General features: G+C 71.1%; 13 protein-coding genes and 2 pseudogenes. 9 read left to right on the top strand and 6 right to left on the bottom strand.

All coding sequences use genetic code 11. From position 1 onward, the window contains the following. Positions 1-169 precede the first annotated feature (169 nt). Both ACWER9_RS18020 and ACWER9_RS18015 read left to right on the top strand, forming a co-directional pair. Positions 170-847, top strand: a complete 678-nt coding sequence (locus ACWER9_RS18020; RefSeq protein WP_452302897.1) for a Maf family protein — start codon at positions 170-172, stop codon at positions 845-847. 90 nt (positions 848-937) lie between these two features. Continuing rightward, positions 938-1,591, top strand: a complete 654-nt coding sequence (locus tag ACWER9_RS18015; protein WP_452302896.1) for an O-methyltransferase — start codon at positions 938-940, stop codon at positions 1,589-1,591. A 111-nt stretch (positions 1,592-1,702) separates the two neighbouring features. On the opposite strand, the gene ACWER9_RS18010 is transcribed toward ACWER9_RS18015, so the two are convergent. The 3 genes from ACWER9_RS18010 to ACWER9_RS18000 all read right to left on the bottom strand — a co-directional run bounded on the left by ACWER9_RS18010 (position 1,703) and on the right by ACWER9_RS18000 (position 4,169). Next, positions 1,703-2,458 carry an ABC transporter permease gene (locus ACWER9_RS18010; protein ID WP_452302895.1) on the bottom strand — a complete coding sequence of 252 codons (756 nt, stop codon included), beginning with the start codon at positions 2,456-2,458 and terminating at the stop codon, positions 1,703-1,705. 18 nt (positions 2,459-2,476) lie between these two features. After that, positions 2,477-3,436: an ATP-binding cassette domain-containing protein gene (locus ACWER9_RS18005; RefSeq protein ID WP_452302894.1), complete on the bottom strand. Its 960-nt coding sequence runs from the start codon at positions 3,434-3,436 to the stop codon at positions 2,477-2,479. A gap of 121 nt (positions 3,437-3,557) precedes the next feature. Next, positions 3,558-4,169, bottom strand: a complete 612-nt coding sequence (locus ACWER9_RS18000) for a PadR family transcriptional regulator (RefSeq protein ID WP_452302923.1) — start codon at positions 4,167-4,169, stop codon at positions 3,558-3,560. A 150-nt stretch (positions 4,170-4,319) separates the two neighbouring features. Between ACWER9_RS18000 and ACWER9_RS17995 the strand changes: the two genes are divergently transcribed. Then, positions 4,320-6,071 carry an acetyl/propionyl/methylcrotonyl-CoA carboxylase subunit alpha gene (locus ACWER9_RS17995; protein ID WP_452302893.1) on the top strand — a complete coding sequence of 584 codons (1,752 nt, stop codon included), beginning with the start codon at positions 4,320-4,322 and terminating at the stop codon, positions 6,069-6,071. Between the two features lie 15 nt (positions 6,072-6,086). Here the strand turns inward: ACWER9_RS17995 and ACWER9_RS17990 are convergent, their stop codons facing one another. Beyond that, entirely contained in the window at positions 6,087-6,980 is an 894-nt protein-coding gene (locus ACWER9_RS17990; RefSeq protein ID WP_452302892.1) for a LysR family transcriptional regulator ArgP, read from the bottom strand. A gap of 70 nt (positions 6,981-7,050) precedes the next feature. Between ACWER9_RS17990 and ACWER9_RS17985 the strand changes: the two genes are divergently transcribed. Both ACWER9_RS17985 and ACWER9_RS17980 read left to right on the top strand, forming a co-directional pair. Beyond that, complete coding sequence (locus ACWER9_RS17985; RefSeq protein ID WP_452302891.1) at positions 7,051-7,647, top strand: LysE/ArgO family amino acid transporter; 597 nt, start codon at positions 7,051-7,053, stop codon at positions 7,645-7,647. Positions 7,648-7,795: 148 nt separating this feature from the next. Then, positions 7,796-9,235, top strand: coding sequence for a GuaB1 family IMP dehydrogenase-related protein (locus ACWER9_RS17980; protein WP_452302890.1), 1,440 nt, complete (start codon positions 7,796-7,798; stop codon positions 9,233-9,235). 108 nt (positions 9,236-9,343) lie between these two features. On the opposite strand, the pseudogene ACWER9_RS17975 reads toward ACWER9_RS17980, so the two are convergent. Next, positions 9,344-9,634 (bottom strand): annotated as a pseudogene (locus ACWER9_RS17975) (TetR-like C-terminal domain-containing protein); the annotation flags it as partial. On the opposite strand from ACWER9_RS17975, the pseudogene ACWER9_RS17970 reads away from it, so the two are divergent. From ACWER9_RS17970 to ACWER9_RS17955, 4 genes and pseudogenes are all read left to right on the top strand, one after another. After that, positions 9,628-9,888, top strand: a pseudogene (locus tag ACWER9_RS17970) (DoxX family protein); the annotation flags it as partial. The pseudogenes ACWER9_RS17975 and ACWER9_RS17970 overlap by 7 nt on opposite strands. Positions 9,889-9,913: 25 nt before the next feature. Next, on the top strand, positions 9,914-10,396 hold the full coding sequence (locus tag ACWER9_RS17965; protein ID WP_452302889.1) for a MarR family winged helix-turn-helix transcriptional regulator: 483 nt from the start codon (positions 9,914-9,916) through the stop codon (positions 10,394-10,396). Then, positions 10,390-12,123, top strand: coding sequence for an ABC transporter ATP-binding protein (locus tag ACWER9_RS17960; RefSeq protein WP_452302888.1), 1,734 nt, complete (start codon positions 10,390-10,392; stop codon positions 12,121-12,123). The genes ACWER9_RS17965 and ACWER9_RS17960 overlap by 7 nt, the downstream gene beginning before the upstream one ends. A 131-nt stretch (positions 12,124-12,254) precedes the next feature. Continuing rightward, a complete protein-coding gene (locus ACWER9_RS17955) occupies positions 12,255-14,186 on the top strand; it encodes an ABC transporter ATP-binding protein (protein WP_452302922.1) in 1,932 nt (643 codons plus the stop codon). Positions 14,187-14,190: 4 nt separating this feature from the next. Here the strand turns inward: ACWER9_RS17955 and thrS are convergent, their stop codons facing one another. Next, the gene (gene thrS, locus ACWER9_RS17950) at positions 14,191-15,408 is read right to left on the bottom strand and encodes a threonine--tRNA ligase (RefSeq protein WP_452302887.1); all 1,218 of its coding nucleotides are present in this window, start codon (positions 15,406-15,408) and stop codon (positions 14,191-14,193) included. Positions 15,409-15,640 lie beyond the last annotated feature (232 nt).

Genomic DNA, 15,640 nt, shown 5'->3' with positions numbered 1-15,640 from the left:
CACGCTAGGCGGGCCGCACGCTAGGCGGGCCGCACGCTAGGCGGGCCGCACGCTAGGCGGGCCGCACGCTAGGCGGGCCGCACGCTAGGCGGGCCGCACGCTAGGCGGGCCGGTGGCGACTGGGCGGGGTGTCTGCCTTGATTCGGGGGTGGGCGGTAACGTCGGGCTCGTGTCTGAGACCTTGCCGCTCCGCCTCGTGCTCGCCTCGGCTAGCCCTGCCCGTCGTAAGTTGCTCCAAGCCGCCGGTGTCGAGCCGGAGGTGCTGGTCAGCGGGGTGGACGAGTCCCTGGTGATGGCCGAGCGGGCCGAGGAGTTGTGTCTGGAGTTGGCTCGCCTGAAGGCGCAGGCGGTGTTGACCCGGCTGAATCCGGTTGCCGGTCAACGGACGTTGGTGATCGGCTGTGACTCGGTGCTCGCCTTCGACGGGGAGATCCTCGGCAAGCCGGCGGACGCCGCCGACGCGACCCGGCGTTGGCTGCGGATGCGGGGACGCAGCGGAGTGCTGCACAGCGGGCACTGCCTTGTCGACATCGACGCCGGGCGGCGTGCGGAGGCGGTCGCCTCGACCACGGTCCACTTTGCTGATGTCAGTGACGAGGAGATCGCGGCGTACGTGGCCACGGGTGAGCCGCTTGCGGTCGCCGGGGCGTTCACCATCGACGGGCTGGGTGGGCCGTTCGTGGAGCGGATCGAGGGTGACCCGGGGACGGTGGTCGGGCTGTCGATGCCGCTGCTGCGCCGGCTCCTGGCCGAGCTGGATCTACGGATCACCGACCTGTGGACGAAGGTCGCGCCGGGCGGCCAATCCGTCGAGCCGGGCAGCCAGTCCGTCGTCAAGGGCGGCTAACCCGTCGAGCGCGGAGACCAATCCGCCGAGCGCCGGGCCAATCCCTCGTGGCGGGCCGCCGATTGTCGCGCCGGTCGGTAACGTCCGGTCATGACCACCAAGTCGATCCCGCTCACCAACGAGCTGCACTCCTACCTGGTCGCACACGGCTCCCCACCGGACGAGATCATCCGGGATCTGGCCGAGGAGACCCGGTCGGTGCTGCCGGAGCACGCCACCATGCAGGTGGCGCCGGAGCAGGCCGCGTTCCTGACGTTCCTCACCCGGCTGCTCGACGTGCGGCAGGCCGTCGAGGTCGGCACGTTCACCGGGCTCTCGTCGCTGGCGATCGCCCGCGGGTTGCCCGAGGGCGGGCGGCTGACCTGTTTCGACATCTCCGAGGAGTTCACCGGCATCGCTCAGCGCTACTGGGTGCGGGCCGGTGTGCAGGAGCTGATCGACCTGCGCATCGGCCCGGCCGCTGACGGGCTGCGGGAGCTGCCGCACGAGCGGTACCTGGACTTCGCGTTCATCGACGCGGACAAGACCGGCTACCCGGTCTACTGGGCGGAGCTGGTGCCGCGGATGCGTCCGGGTGGGGTGATCGCCGTCGACAACGTGCTGCGAGGCGGGCGGGTGATCGCCCCGCAGGATGCCGGTGACCGGGCCATCGCCGCGTTCAACGACGAGGTCATCGCCGACGTACGGGTGGACCCGGTGATGCTGCCGATCGCGGACGGCCTGACCCTCGCCCGGGTCCGCTGACCGTCGGCAACCACTGCCCACAACGGCTGGACAGCCCCAGGCACCAACGCGGGAGACGGAGATCGGGGTGCCCCCACCACGAGGCACCCCGATCTCCACGAACACCGGACGTCAGCGGACGCTGCGGGCGAACTGGCGGGCGGCCCAGTAGACGCCGAGCGCGGCGAGGACCGCGGTGATGCCGAGGCCCTGCCAGACCTTGTCGCTGCCCAGGTCACCGGCGAACAGTGCCCGGGTGCCGTCGACAGCCCAGGAGAACGGGTTCCAGTTGGCCACGCCTTGCAGCCAGCCGGGTGCGAAGGTCAGCGGCAGCAGGATGCCGGAGAGCAGCAGCACCGGCTGCGCCACGGTGTTCATCAGGGGGGCCAGCGCGTCCTCGCTCTTGACCTTGAGGGCGACGCCGTAGGAGACGGCCGAGGTCATGAGGGCGATCAGGGCGAGCATCAGGTACGCCAGCAGCAGGTCCCCGATGAACACCCGCAGGTCGAACAGGAGCGCCAGCAGCGTGATGATGACCGCCTGCACGATGAGCGAGACCACGTCGCGCAGTGAGCGGCCGAGCAGCAGGGCGAGCCGGCTGATCGGGGTGACCCGGGAGCGTTCGATGACGCCGGCTCGTAGTTCGGCGATCAGGCCGAAGCCCTGGAACAGGCCACCGAAGATGGCAAGCAGCACCAGCAGACCGGGTACGAAGATCTTGTAGGCGGCGGCCTGGGTGGGTGCGTTGAGTGCGGGCTTCAGTAGCGGGGCGAAGAGCAGCAGGTACATGACCGGCTGGAACACGCCGACGAAGACCCAGACCGGGTTGCGCAGCAGGAGTTGGGTCTGGCGCTGGAAGATCAGCCACGTGTCGCGGGCGAATTTCATGAGAGTCGTCTCCGGTGGTCAGGACTCGCGCAGCGAGCGGCCGGTCTTGGTGAGGAAGACGTCGTCCAGGCTGGGTCGGTGCAGCTCGATCGAGCGCAGCTCCAGCCCGGCGTGGTCGAGTCGGCGTAGCACCTGCGGGATGGCGGTGGCGCCCTCGTCGACATAGAGGCGCAGGCCGCCCTCGTCGGCGGTCTCCAGCTTGTTGACGTACGGCTCGCCGTCGAGTGCCTTGGCGGCCTGCTCGGTGGCGGTCAGGTCGAGGCCGACGAGCACCACGTCGCCGGAGATCTCCCGCTTGAGCTCGGTCGGCGTGCCCTCGGCCACCACCTCGCCGTTGTCCATGATCGCGATCCGGTCGCAGAGCGCGTCGGCCTCGTCCAGGTAGTGGGTGGTGATGAAGACTGTCATCCCGTCGGCGCGTAGCCGCCGGATCTCGTCCCACATGTGGGCGCGGCTCTGCGGGTCGAGGCCGGTGGTCGGCTCGTCCAGGAAGACGATCTTCGGCTCGTGGATGATGCCGAGGGCGATCTCCACACGGCGGCGCTGGCCGCCGGAGTAGGTCTTGCACGTGCGGTCCGCGTACTCGGTGAGCTGGAACGCCTCCAGGGCGCGGACCGCGCGCCGCTGCGCGTCGGCCTTGCTGATGCCGTACATCCGGGCGTGCAGCACCAGTTCCTCGCGGGCGGTGGACTCGTCCCAGGTGCTGCCGCCCTGCGGGACGTAGCCGATGCGGCGGCGCACCTCGGCGGGGTCCTTGCGCAGGTCGGCGCCCGCGATGGTGGCCTCGCCGCCGTCCGGCTCGATGAGCGTGGCGAGCATCCGCAGCGTGGTGGTCTTGCCGGCGCCGTTCGGGCCGAGGAAGCCGAAGATCTCGCCCTTGGCAACGTCGAGGTCGACGCCCCGCACGGCGTCCACCGTCTTCGTCTCTCGACCCGCGCGGGAGCGGAACGACTTCCGCAGCCCCCTGGTCTCGATCATTTCTGCTCCTGGTCGTTCGGGCCGGTCGGACCGGCCGTCGAGTGGGACGACGCCGGACGGCGCACTCCCCCGCTGTGCCGTCAGCAGGCTAACGCGATATAGCTTTTCTAGTCAACGTTGATTATTCCGTGTCGGTGTCGGGCGATTCCACGCCGTCCCTCCACCCCGACCAACCCTGCTCTTCGTCCAGCTCAGCAGGCAGGTACGACACTCCGGAATCGATCCGCTCGGCGATCCGTTCGCACCAGTTCATCTCCGCCTCCGCGCGCGCCGACCACAGCTCGAACATCCAGCCCACGTGCGTCGGCTTGCGGTTGCGCACCCAGTCCGACCCGAGCGAGGCACGCATCGAGTCGACGCCGGCGCGCAGCAGGTTGGCGCGGTTACGGAGTGCGGCAGCGGCCTCGTCGCGTGGCATGGCCGGCAGGAAGGAGAAGGCCGCCACGAACGGGTCGGTGGGCTCGCTGACGTTCCACCAGTGGTTGCGCAGCAGCGTCTCGAACTCGTCCTCCCCCTTGACCGTCACCTCGTACGTCGTGCGCGCCGGACGGGCACCCACCTGCTCGGTCGCGACGGCCCGGAGCAGCCCTTCCTCGGTGAGCTTGCGGAGGGCGTGATAGATCGATCCGGGCTGCACGTTCGCCCACTTGTCGGCGCTCCAGCTCAACAGCTCGCGGCGCACGTCGTAGCCGTGCACGGGCTGCATCCACCGCACCAGACCGAGGATCATCATCCGAGTCGAAGACACCCGATAAGCGTAATAGCCAAGTTTGACTAAACCGTGGCGGGTGCAGTGCGGCATCCCACACTGAGCGATCGTTAGGGCCGCCGTGGCCGGCCGATACACTCCCCGTCAGTAACCTGCCCGGGAGGAGCCACGAAGGTGCGCAAGGTACTCATCGCCAACCGCGGCGAGATCGCCGTCCGGGTGATCCGCGCGTGCCGTGACGCCGGCCTGGGCAGTGTCGCCGTGTACGCGGACTCCGACCGCGACGCCCTGCACGCCACCCTCGCGGACGAGGCGTACGCGCTCGGCGGGGACAGCGCGACCGAGACCTACCTGCGCATCGACAAGCTGCTCGACGTGGCCGCCCGGGCCGGCGCCGACGCCGTACACCCGGGTTATGGCTTCCTCAGTGAGAACGCCGACTTCGCCCAGGCCGTCATCGACGCCGGGCTGACCTGGATCGGCCCCACTCCGCAGGCGATCCGCGACCTGGGTGACAAGGTCACCGCCCGGCACATCGCGCAGCGGGCCGGCGCGCCGCTGGTCCCCGGCACGCCGGACCCGGTGGCGAGCCCGGACGAGGTGATGGCGTTCGCCGTCGACCACGGCCTGCCGGTGGCCATCAAGGCCGCCTTCGGTGGCGGTGGCCGCGGCCTCAAGGTCGCCCGCACGATGGAGGAGATCCCCCACCTGTTCGAGTCGGCCACCCGCGAGGCGGTCGCGGCGTTCGGTCGGGGTGAGTGCTTCGTCGAGCGGTACCTGGACCAGCCCCGCCACGTGGAGGCGCAGGTCCTCGCCGACCAGCACGGCAACGTGATCGTGGTGGGCACCCGGGACTGCTCGTTGCAGCGACGCCACCAGAAGCTCGTCGAGGAGGCGCCCGCGCCGTTCCTCACCGACGCCCAACGCGCGCAGATCCACGAGAGCGCCAAGGCGATCTGCCGCGAAGCCGGCTACCACGGTGCCGGCACCGTGGAGTATCTGGTCGGCGTCGACGGCACCATCTCCTTCCTGGAGGTCAACACCCGGCTCCAGGTCGAGCACCCGGTCACCGAGGAGACCGCCGGCATCGACCTGGTCCGCGAGCAGTTCCGGATCGCCGACGGCGAGAAGCTGCGGATCACCGAGGACCCGACGCCGCGCGGGCACGCGATCGAGTTCCGGATCAACGGCGAGGACCCGGGCCGCAACTTCCTGCCCGCCCCGGGCACCGTCACCGCGCTGCGCCTGCCCAGCGGGCCGGGCGTGCGGGTCGACACCGGCGTGTCGGCCGGTGACGTGATCGGCGGCAACTTCGACTCACTGCTCGCCAAGGTGATCATCACGGGCGAGACGCGTACCGAAGCCCTCGAGCGCGCCCGCCGCGCGCTCGACGAGATGGTCCTCGACGGCATGGCCACCGCACTGCCGTTCCACCGGCTGGTCGTGCGGGACGAGGCGTTCACCGCCGAGCCGTTCACCGTGCACACGCGGTGGATCGAGACCGAGTTCCACAACACCGTGCCGGCGTTCACCGCCGCCGCCGGCGCCGCCGAGGCGCCGGCCGAGCGCGACACCGTCGTGGTCGAGGTGGGTGGCAAGCGCCTCGAGGTCAGCCTCCCTGCCGGCTTCGGCGGGAGTACGACCACCGCGGCACCCGCCCCCCGCAAGGCGGCTCGGCGCAGTGGTGGTGCCAAGGCGGGCGCCCCGGTCGGGGGCGACGCGCTCACCTCACCGATGCAGGGCACCATCGTCAAGATCGCGGTGGCGGACGGCGACACCGTGGCCGAGGGTGACCTGGTCGTGGTGTTGGAGGCGATGAAGATGGAGCAGCCGCTGCACGCCCACAAGGCGGGCACCGTCAGTGGTCTCGCCGCCGAGGTCGGTGCCGTCATCACCGCCGGGGCGCCGATCTGCACCATCGCCTGAGCGCCCCGGGGACGGTCAGCGCAGGGTCTCGCTCGCGACCGCGCGGACGGCGGCGGTCAGGGCGTTCAGCACGTCCGACTCCAGCCGCCAGTGCTGCCAGTAGAGCGGGACGTCCAGGTGCCGGCCCGGCGCGAGGTCGACACAGCGGCCGACGTCCGGGTCGGCCTCGGCGATCTGTTCCGGCACCAGGCTCCAGCCCAGACCGAGGCGGATCGCCGCGCTGATCGCCGGCACCGACGGTACGTAGTGCACCGGCGGGTCGAACGGCCGACCGGCCACCGCTCGGATGAAGCGGTGCTGCACCTGGTCCTTCCGGTCGAAGACGATCAGCGGCGCGCTCGCCAGCGCGGCGGCGGTGAGTCCGTCGGCGAAGTACGACGCCGCGAATTCCGACGAGGCCAGCGCGCGGTAGCGCATCGCCCCGAGCCGCAGCACCCGGCAGCCCTGCACGGCCTCCCGCTGGGCGGTGACCGCAGCCGTCACCGAACCGTCGCGGAGCAGTTCGGCGGTGTGGTCCTGGTCGTCCTGCCGCAGGTCGAACGAGAGCCCGGCCCGCTGCGGCAACCGGGCCAGCGCGGTGGGGAACCAGGTGGCAAGCGAGTCCGCGTTGACCACCACCGCGACCCGGATCCGTCCGCCGCCAGACAGTGGGCCACGGGCATCGGTGAGCGCTTCCCGTTCGAGCAGTGTGAGTTGCCCGGCCAGGCGCAGCAGCGGACGGCCGGCCTCGGTCGCCACACACGGTCGGGCGCGGCGGACCAGCACCTGCCCGACGGTCTCCTCCAGCGCCTTGATCCGTTGACTCACCGCGGACGGCGTGACGTGCAGCAACCGGGCCGCCGCGTCGAAGCTGCCCTCCGCCACCACCGCCGCGAGTGTCCGCAGCTGCGCCGAGTCGAGACCTTCCATTAGCTGAGCTTAAGTTACGTCAGAATCTTTAGTTGGACTGGTGACTGTCGACGACCCTAGCGTCGAGGTCGTGCTCACCTCCGCCGTCGCCGGCTTCTCGATCTCCATCGCGCTCATCGTCGCCATCGGCGCCCAGAACGCCTTCGTCCTGCGCCAGGGCCTACGGCGCGAGCACGTCGTACCCGTGGTGCTGACCTGCGCCGCGTCGGACGCGCTGCTGATCATGGCCGGAGTGGCCGGGGTCGGCTCACTTGTGGCCGGCCGACCGGGCCTGCTGACGGCGATCCGCTGGGGCGGGGCGGCGTTCCTGCTCTGCTACGCGGGGCTCGCGGCCCGTCGCGCCCTGCGTCCCGGCGCCCTGCTGCCGACCGACCGGCCGCCGGCCACGCTGGGGACGACCCTGCTCGCCTGCGCCGCCTTCACCTACCTGAACCCGCACGTCTACCTGGACACCGTGCTGCTCCTCGGTGGGGTGGCACAACAACACCCACACCGGTGGGTGTTCGGCGCCGGCGCCGTCCTGGCGAGTGCGGTCTGGTTCACCGCGCTCGGCGTCGGCGCGCAGCGCCTCGCGCCGCTGCTCGCCCGTGCCGTCGCCTGGCGGGTGCTGGACGCGGTTATCGCCGTCGTGATGGCCGGCCTCGCCGTGGCACTCCTGCTGGGCTGACCGGGGTCGCGCCGGCCGGGCTCGTTCCGCCGCTGCTGCTGGGTTCGGCGGGCACCGACGACACCACCGGGACCAGGACCCACGGCGATGCGAGTGTTTTCCGCGACCACCGGCGGTGGAACCGGCCGCGAGCGGGAATGATTGCCCGGTGCGCTTCCTTCACGGCGCGGTTCCCGCGCACGACCTGACCTATACCGACGTCTTCATGGCGCCGGCCCGCTCCGACCTGGGCTCCCGGCTCGACGTCGACCTGTCCACCAGCGACGGCACCGGCACCACAATTCCGCTGGTGGTGTCGAACATGACCGCGGTCGCCGGGCGGCGGATGGCGGAGACGGTCGCCCGCCGGGGTGCCATCACGGTGATCCCGCAGGACATTCCGATCGAGGTGGTGGCGAATGTCGTCGCCTGGGTCAAACAGCGCCATCTGGTCTACGACACGCCGATCACGCTGGGCCCCACCGAGACGGTTGGCGACGCCATCCACCTGCTGCCCAAGCGCTCGCACGGTGCGGTGATCGTGGTCGACGACGCCGGGCGGCCGATGGGTGTGGTGACCGCGGCGGACACCACGGGCGTGGACCGGTTCGCTCAGCTGCGGCACGTGATGTCCACCGAGTTGCACACCGTCCCGGCGGACGCGGACCCGCGTACCGGGTTCGACAGGCTCTCGGCGGGCCGTCGCCGACTCGCGCCGGTGGTGGACACCGAGGGTCGGCTGGTCGGGGTGCTGACGCGGCAGGGCGCGCTGCGGGCCACCCTCTACACCCCCGCCGTGGACGATCGGGGCCGACTCCGGATCGCGGCGGCCGTCGGGATCAACGGTGACGTGACCGGCAAGGCCGCCGCGCTGCTCGAAGCCGGGGTGGACACGCTTGTCGTGGACACCGCGCACGGCCACCAGGCACGGATGATCTCCGCACTCCAGGCGGTCCGCAAACTGGACCCGGGGGTGCCCGTCGCAGCCGGCAACGTGGTCACCGCCGAGGGCGTACGCGACCTGGTGGAGGCGGGGGCGGACATCATCAAGGTCGGCGTCGGCCCCGGCGCGATGTGCACCACCCGGATGATGACCGGCGTGGGCCGGCCGCAGTTCTCCGCCGTACTCGACTGTGCTGCCGCCGCGCGGCAACTGGGCCGGCACGTGTGGGCCGACGGCGGGGTGCGGCACCCCCGGGACGTGGCGCTCGCGCTCGCCGCCGGCGCGTCGAACGTGATGATCGGCTCCTGGTTCGCCGGCACCTACGAGTCCCCCGGCGACCTCTACACCGAGCCGGACGGCCGGCGGTACAAGGAGAGCTTCGGGATGGCCTCGGCACGGGCGGTCAGCGCCCGAACCGCCGACGACAGCCCGTACGACCGGGCCCGCAAGGCGGTGTTCGAGGAGGGCATCTCCTCGGCCCGCATGCACCTGGACCCGGCCCGCCCCGGTGTCGAGGACCTGATCGACGAGATCATCGCGGGGGTGCGCAGCGCCTTCACCTACGCCGGCGCACGGGACCTGACCCAGTTCCACGAGCGGGCGATCGTCGGCGTGCAGAGCGCCGCCGGCTTCACCGAAGGAATGCCCCTCCCCACCAGCTGGTAACCCACCCCACCCCCTCCCGGCGTCGATCATGGAGTTGTGGTGCCCGACAGAACGGGCAATAACCAGCGAACCGCCCACCACGATTCCATGATCGACGCCGGGAGGGGGTTACTGGGCCAGACGGCGCAGGACTTCGCGGGCCGCGTCGCTCGGGTTGTTTCCCACCCGGTTCGGTAGGGCACCGGCCAGCCAGAGGGTGGCGAAGCCGTGGGCGATCGACCAGGCGGCGAGCGCGTCCCGGTCGGTATCGGCGGGCGCGCCACCGCCGGGCAGGGCGGCCACCCCGGAGCGGAGCGCCGCGCCAGCGCGCTCCCGTGCGGCGAGCAGCTCGGGGTCGTCGGCCCGGTGCAGTTCGGGACGGAACATCACCTCGAAGTACGCGCGGTGCCGGACGCCTGCCCCGACCGGACCTACTGCTCACCCTCACCGGAGTGCTGGAACTGATCGGCGCGGTCGGCCTGCTGATGCCGGCCACCGCCCGAGTCGCGGCAGCCGGACTCGCCCTGCTGATGCTCGCGATGTTCCCGGCCAACGTCTCGGCCGCCCAGCGAAGGTTGACCCTCGCCGGACGTCCGGTCACCCCGCTCAGGCAGCGCACCGCACTGCAACTCGTGTTCGTCGCGGCTGCTGCGGTTATTTCGTTTGGCCCCTGACTATCAGGGGGCTAATCTACGTCCCGTGGAACTCGTGACCCTTCAGGACGTGCCGCTCGGGCGGCTCCTGGTGGTGGCCGGGCACCTCGTCGGGCAGCGGTGGAACCGCTATCTCGCCGAGGAGCACGGCCTCACCCAGGCCGGCATGATCACCCTGATGACGCTCGCCCGGCACGGCGAGCTGCCGCACCGGGAGGTCGCCGAGAAGGGGTTCGTCCGGCCGGCGACCCTGACCGGCATCGTCGACACACTCGAGCGCGACGGCCTGGTCGAGCGGCAGCGCGACGACAACGACCGGCGCAGCATCCGACTCGCCATCACCCCCGCCGGGCGGGAGCGGGTCGCCGCACTCGACGCGCTCATGCACTCCGGACGGCCCCTCACCTCGGTCGACGCCGACCCGGTGAAGGCACAGGTGATCCGGGAGTTCCTGCTTGAGGTCATCGGCAGCGGCGACGACCCGCGGATGACCGGACGCCCTACCGAGATGAAGGACCCGGCGTGCTGATCCGACTCCTGCGCGGCCAACTGCGCACCTATCAGAGACCGTTGCTGGCGGTGGTGCTGCTCCAGTTCGTGGGCACCATGGCCTCGCTCTACCTGCCCAGCCTCAACGCGGACATCATCGACCAGGGCGTGGCCCGGGGCGACACCGACTACATCGTGCGCACCGGTGGCTGGATGCTGCTGGTCAGCCTGATCCAGATCGTCTGTTCGATCGCCGCCGTCTACCTCGGCGCCCGAGTCGCGATGGGCTTCGGCCGGGACGTCCGCGCCGAGCTGTTCGGGCACGTCAACCGCTTCTCCGCCCGCGAGGTGGCCCGGTTCGGTGCGCCGTCACTGATCACCCGCAACACCAACGACGTCCAGCAGGTGCAGATGCTCGTGCTGATGAGCTGCACGATGCTCGTCGCCGCGCCGATCATGAGCGTCGGTGGCGTGTTCATGGCGCTGCGCGAGGACATCGGGTTGTCCTGGCTGATGCTTGTCAGCGTGCCGGTGCTGGCCATCGCGCTCGGCGCGATCATCCGTCGGATGGTGCCCGGCTTCCGGCTGATGCAGACCCGCATCGACACGGTCAACCGCGTGCTGCGGGAGCAGATCACCGGCATCCGGGTGGTCCGCGCGTTCGTGCGTGAGCCGTACGAGACGGACCGCTTCGGTGTCGCCAACGCCGACCTGACCGCGACCGCGTTGCGTACCGGCCGACTGCTGGCGCTGATCTTCCCGGTGGTCATGCTGGTGCTGAACGTCTCCAGCGTGGCGGTGCTCTGGTTCGGCGCCCAGCGGGTGGACGCCAACGCGATCGAGATCGGTGCGCTGACGGCCTTCCTGGCGTACCTGATGCAGATCTTGATGGCGGTCATGATGGCCACCTTCATGCTGATGATGGTGCCCCGGGCGGCGGTCTGCGCGGAGCGGATCGTGGAGGTGCTGGACACCGACTCCTCGGTGGTCCCGGCCAGCGCGCCGGTCACCGAGCTGCCCAGCCGCGCCGAGTTGGAGCTGCGCGGGGTGCGCTTCCAGTACCCGGGCGCGGTGGAGCCGGTGCTGCGCGACATCTCCTTCCGGGCCACGCCGGGCACCACCACGGCGATCATCGGCAGCACCGGCGCCGGCAAGACGACTCTGCTGTCGCTCATCCCCCGGCTGGTCGACGTCACCGCCGGTGCGGTGCTCGTCGACGGGGTGGACGTGCGGGAGCTGGCACCTGACGAACTGTGGCGGCGGATCGGTCTGGTGCCACAGCGGCCCTATCTGTTCACCGGGACCGTCGCCAGCAACCTGCGCTACGGCAACCCGGACGCGACAGACGAGGAGTTGTGGGCGGCGCTGGAGATCGCCCAGGCCCGGGACTTCGTGGCCCAGATGCCCGGCGGGCTGGACGCCCCGATCGCGCAGGGCGGCACCACCGTCTCCGGTGGGCAGCGACAGCGCCTGGCAATCGCCCGGGCCCTGGTCCGGCAGCCGGAGATCTACCTGTTCGACGACTCGTTCTCCGCGCTCGACCTGGGCACCGACGCGCGGCTGCGAGCGGCTCTGCGGCCGGTCACCGCGGAGTCCGCGGTGGTGATCGTGGCCCAGCGGGCCTCCACGATCATCGACGCCGACCAGATCATCGTCCTGGAGAACGGAGGGGTCGTCGGGGTGGGACGGCACGCGGAGTTGGTGGAGAGCTGCCCGACGTACGCCGAGATCGTCGCCTCGCAGCAGACGGCGGAGGTGGCGGCATGAGCGAGCACGACGAGCCGCGCACTGCGGCCGTACCCACGCAGAAGCCGGCCGGCGACGGACGGACGGCGGCCGGCGACGGTCGGACGCCGAAGCGACTGCCGCCGGGCCGCCCCGGCGGCGGTCCGGGGTGGATGAGCGCCGGGATGCCCGCCGAGAAGTCGATGAACTTCGGGCCGTCGGCGCGGCGGTTGCTCGGCCGGCTGCGCCAGCACCGGCTGCACCTGGCGGCGATCATCACCCTCGCCGTGGTGAGCGTCGGTTTCAGCGTGGCCGGGCCGAAGATCCTCGGTCACGCCACCGACCTGATCTTCAACGGGGTGGTCGGCCGGAGGTTGGAGCCGGGCACCAGCACCGAGCAGGCCGTGGCGGCGGCCCGGGCCAGCGGCAACGACAGCTTCGCCGACATGCTCGCCCGGATGGACGTGGTGCCCGGGATGGGCATCGACTTCGGCGCCCTGAGCCGGGTGCTGCTGCTGGCGCTCGGGCTCTACGTGGCGGCGAGCGTGCTGTCCTGGTGGCAGGGGTGGCTGCTCAACGGGGTGGTCCAGCGCACCGTGCTGCGGCTGCGTGCCGAGGTGGAGGAGAAGCTCAACCGGCTGCCGCTGCCCTACTTCGACCGGCAGCCGCGCGGTGAGCTGCTGAGCCGGGTCACCAACGACATCGACAACATCTCCACGAGCCTCCAACAGACCCTCAGTCAGCTGCTCACCTCGCTGCTGACAGTCGTCGGCGTGCTGGCCGTGATGTTCTGGATCTCGCCGGTGCTGGCGCTCGTGGCTCTGGTCGCGGTGCCGTTGTCGGTGCTCGTCACCCAGCGCATCGCCAAGCGCTCGCAGAAGCAGTTCATCGCACAGTGGACCCACACCGGTGAGCTGAACGGCCAGATCGAGGAGGCGTACACCGGTCACGAGCTGGTGAAGGTCTTCGGCCGGCAGCGTGAGGTGGAGGCCGCGTTCCACGCGAAGAACGAGGAGTTGTTCCGGGCCAGCTTCGGCGCGCAGTTCATCTCCGGGATCATCATGCCGTCGATGATGTTCATCGGAAACCTGAGCTACGTGGCGATCGCCGTGGTCGGCGGGCTACGGGTCGCCTCCGGCACGATGAGCCTCGGCGACGTGCAGGCGTTCATCCAGTACTCCCGCCAGTTCACCCAGCCACTCACCCAACTCGCCTCGATGGCCAACCTGCTCCAGTCCGGGGTGGCGTCGGCCGAGCGGGTCTTCGCGGTGCTCGACGCGGACGAGCAGACCCCAGACCCGGTCGAGCCGGCCCGGGTCACCGACCCGCACGGTCGGGTCGAGTTCGAGCACGTCTCGTTCCGCTACGAGCCGGACAAGCCACTGATCGACGACCTGTCGCTCGTCGCCGAGCCGGGGCACACAGTTGCCATCGTCGGCCCGACCGGCGCCGGCAAGACCACGCTCGTCAACCTCGTGATGCGGTTCTACGAGTTGGACGCCGGCCGGATCACCCTCGACGGGGTGGACATCACCACGATGCGCCGCGACGACCTGCGCGGCCGGATCGGCATGGTGCTCCAGGACACCTGGCTGTTCGGCGGCACCATCCGCGACAACATCGCCTACGGGCGGCCGGACGCCACCGAGGAGGAGATCCTCGCCGCGGCCCGGGCCACCTTCGTGGACCGGTTCGTGCGCAGCCTGCCCGACGGCTACGACACGGTCATCGACGAGGAGGGCAGCAACGTCAGCGCCGGCGAGAAGCAGCTCATCACCATCGCGCGGGCGTTCCTCGCCGAGCCGTCGCTGCTGATCCTCGACGAGGCCACCAGCTCGGTGGACACCCGCACCGAGGTGCTGCTGCAACGGGCGATGGCGGCGCTTCGCTCGGACCGGACCAGCTTCGTCATCGCGCACCGGCTCTCCACCATCCGCGACGCCGACCTGATCCTGATGATGGAGAACGGTCGGATCGTCGAGCAGGGCACCCACGAGCAGTTGCTCGCCGCCGAGGGCGCGTACCACCGGCTCTACCGCTCACAGTTCACCGGGGCGGTGGTCGACGAGGATCCGGCGGCCACCGCCCAACCGGCGGCGGTCTGACGTGTCAGTCCGGGGGGAGCAGTTCCGCCGCACGGGCCGCGACCTGCCGGCCGATCAGGGCGAGCGCGGCGTCGGCCGGCATCGGGGCCAGGGCACGGCCGCCGCGCAGGCGCAGCGCGAGGTGCCCGCCGGCCACCTCCCGGGCACCCAACACCCCGAGGTACGGGACGCGGCGGCGAGCCGCGTCCCGGACCCGGGCGCCGAGCGAGCCGGCGGCGTCGACCTCGACCCGCAGGCCGGCGTCGACAGCACGGCGAGCCAGCTCGGCCGCCGCCTCGGCCTGGGCGTCGTCGACCGGCAGCAACACCAGCTGTACGGGCGCGTACCAGGCCGGGAACGCGCCCTCGTGCACCTCGATGAGGTACGCGAACAGCCGCTCCATGCTGCCGACCAGACTGCGGTGCACCATGACCGGCCGACGCCGGCTGCCGTCCGAGTCGGTGTACGACAGGTCGAACCGTTCCGGCTTGTCGAAGTCCAGCTGGATGGTGGAGATGGTCGACTCCCGGCCGGCGGCGTCGACGATCTGGACATCGATCTTCGGACCGTAGAACGCCGCCTCCCCCGGTGCCTCGACGTACTCCACGCCGGCAAGCGCCTCCCGGAGCAACTCCTCGGCGCGAGCCCACTGGGCGTCGTCACCGACGTACTTCTCGCCCGGCCCGCGCAGCGACAGCCGGAACCCGGCCGGCCGGACACCGAGCGCGGCGTGCGCCTCCCGGATCAGCCCGAGAATCTCGACGACCTCCGCGCCGACCTGCTCGGGGGCGCAGAAGGTGTGCGCGTCGTTGAGCGAGATGGCGCGGACCCGGGACAGCCCGCCGAGCACGCCGGAGCGCTCCGAGCGGTACATCCCGCCCAGCTCCGCGATCCGCAACGGCAACTCCCGGTAGGAACGCCCCCGCGCCCGGAAGACCAACGCGTGGTGCGGGCAGAGCGCCGGCCGGAGCACGAACTCGTCGTCGGCGCTCAGCCGCATCGGCGGGAACATGTCGTCGGCGAAGTAGCCGAGATGGCCGGAGAGGTCGAAGAGTTCCCGTTTACCCAGCGGCGGCGAGTAGACGTGCTGGTGGCCGGAGCGGCGCTCCACCTCTCGGACGTACTCCTCGACGGCGTGCCGGGCGGCGGCGCCGGCCGGCAGCCAGATCGGCAGGCCGGCACCGGCCAGCGGGTCGGAGACGAAGAGGTCCAGCTCACGGCCGAGCCTACGGTGGTCGATCATGTCGGGCTCCTGGATCGGGTACGACCCGGAGGCGACCTGAGCTCCGAACGGCGCACTGCCCTCGGGGGCGGATCGCCCCGGGGCCTGGTCGACGGTGGTTACGTCAGAGCGGCGCGCCGGGGACACCCGGCGTCGTGGTCATCGCTACCGCGCTGCGCATACAGCGACCGTACTCCCGCGACGAGCGGGGACGCACCTGGATTTGCGGCGGAGGGGTGGGCCGCCGGCGCGG

It is taken from the genome of Micromonospora sp. NPDC003944, assembly GCF_053605225.1.
Note: the sequence above shows the minus strand (reverse complement) of the source record. Positions and strands in the feature narration are given on the sequence as shown.